The 1,803-nt window shown below is 51.2% G+C and carries 1 rRNA gene; it reads left to right on the forward strand.

What is annotated here, in order from left to right:
- Nucleotides 1-200: 200 nt before the first annotated feature.
- Nucleotides 201-1,741: ribosomal RNA gene (locus tag Q4492_RS15620) — 16S ribosomal RNA — on the forward strand.
- The last annotated feature ends 62 nt before the right edge of the window (nucleotides 1,742-1,803 follow it).

Here is a 1,803-nt window from a genome sequence, read left to right on the forward strand (position 1 = left end):
TCCAAGCAACGCTCTTTAACAATTTGATCAGATAATTCGTGTGGGCGCTTGTTGAGATGAAGCAAATAGCTTTATTTTCTAGACAAGCAACCAAGTGAATTCATTTAAAACGATTTACAATAGGTTTTGCATTTTCGAATGCAATCCGGTTGTTTAGTACTAGAGCCGTCACCACATTCCTGGTGACACATATATGATTTAAACTGAAGAGTTTGATCATGGCTCAGATTGAACGCTGGCGGCAGGCCTAACACATGCAAGTCGAGCGGTAACAGATCTAGCTTGCTAGATGCTGACGAGCGGCGGACGGGTGAGTAACGCGTAGGAATCTACCCAGTAGCGGGGGATAAGCCAGAGAAATTTGGTCTAATACCGCATACGCCCTTCGGGGGAAAGCAGGGGCTCTTCGGACCTTGCACTATTGGATGAGCCTGCGTGAGATTAGCTAGTTGGTGAGGTAATGGCTCACCAAGGCGACGATCTCTAGCTGGTCTGAGAGGATGATCAGCCACACTGGGACTGAGACACGGCCCAGACTCCTACGGGAGGCAGCAGTGGGGAATATTGCACAATGGGGGAAACCCTGATGCAGCCATGCCGCGTGTGTGAAGAAGGCCCTAGGGTTGTAAAGCACTTTCAGTCGTGAGGAAAGGTGTGTAATTAATACTTACATACTGTGACGTTAGCGACAGAAGAAGGACCGGCTAACTCCGTGCCAGCAGCCGCGGTAATACGGAGGGTCCGAGCGTTAATCGGAATTACTGGGCGTAAAGCGCGCGTAGGTGGATTGGTCAGTCAGATGTGAAAGCCCAGGGCTCAACCTTGGAACTGCACCTGATACTGCCAGTCTAGAATACGGTAGAGGGTAGTGGAATTTCCTGTGTAGCGGTGAAATGCGTAGATATAGGAAGGAACACCAGTGGCGAAGGCGACTACCTGGACCGATATTGACACTGAGGTGCGAAAGCGTGGGGAGCAAACAGGATTAGATACCCTGGTAGTCCACGCCGTAAACGATGTCTACTAGCCGTTGGAAGACTTGATCTTTTAGTGGCGAAGCTAACGCGATAAGTAGACCGCCTGGGGAGTACGGCCGCAAGGTTAAAACTCAAATGAATTGACGGGGGCCCGCACAAGCGGTGGAGCATGTGGTTTAATTCGACGCAACGCGAAGAACCTTACCAACTCTTGACATCCAGAGAAGTTACTAGAGATAGTTTCGTGCCTTCGGGAACTCTGAGACAGGTGCTGCATGGCTGTCGTCAGCTCGTGTTGTGAAATGTTGGGTTAAGTCCCGTAACGAGCGCAACCCTTGTCCTTATTTGCCAGCACGTAATGGTGGGAACTCTAAGGAGACTGCCGGTGACAAACCGGAGGAAGGTGGGGACGACGTCAAGTCATCATGGCCCTTACGAGTTGGGCTACACACGTGCTACAATGGCCGGTACAGAGGGCTGCGAACCTGCGAAGGTAAGCTAATCTCACAAAACCGGTCGTAGTCCGGATTGGAGTCTGCAACTCGACTCCATGAAGTCGGAATCGCTAGTAATCGTGGATCAGAATGCCACGGTGAATACGTTCCCGGGCCTTGTACACACCGCCCGTCACACCATGGGAGTGGATTGCACCAGAAGTAGCTAGCTTAACCTTCGGGAGGGCGGTTACCACGGTGTGGTTCATGACTGGGGTGAAGTCGTAACAAGGTAGCCCTAGGGGAACCTGGGGCTGGATCACCTCCTTAAACGAAAGCCGAATCTTGGCAAGCGTTCACACGAATTATCTGATCAGAAAGTGAAGAGAGCG

Source organism: Neptuniibacter sp. 1_MG-2023, from assembly GCF_030547185.1.
In the GTDB taxonomy this organism is placed as follows: domain Bacteria; phylum Pseudomonadota; class Gammaproteobacteria; order Pseudomonadales; family Balneatricaceae; genus Neptuniibacter.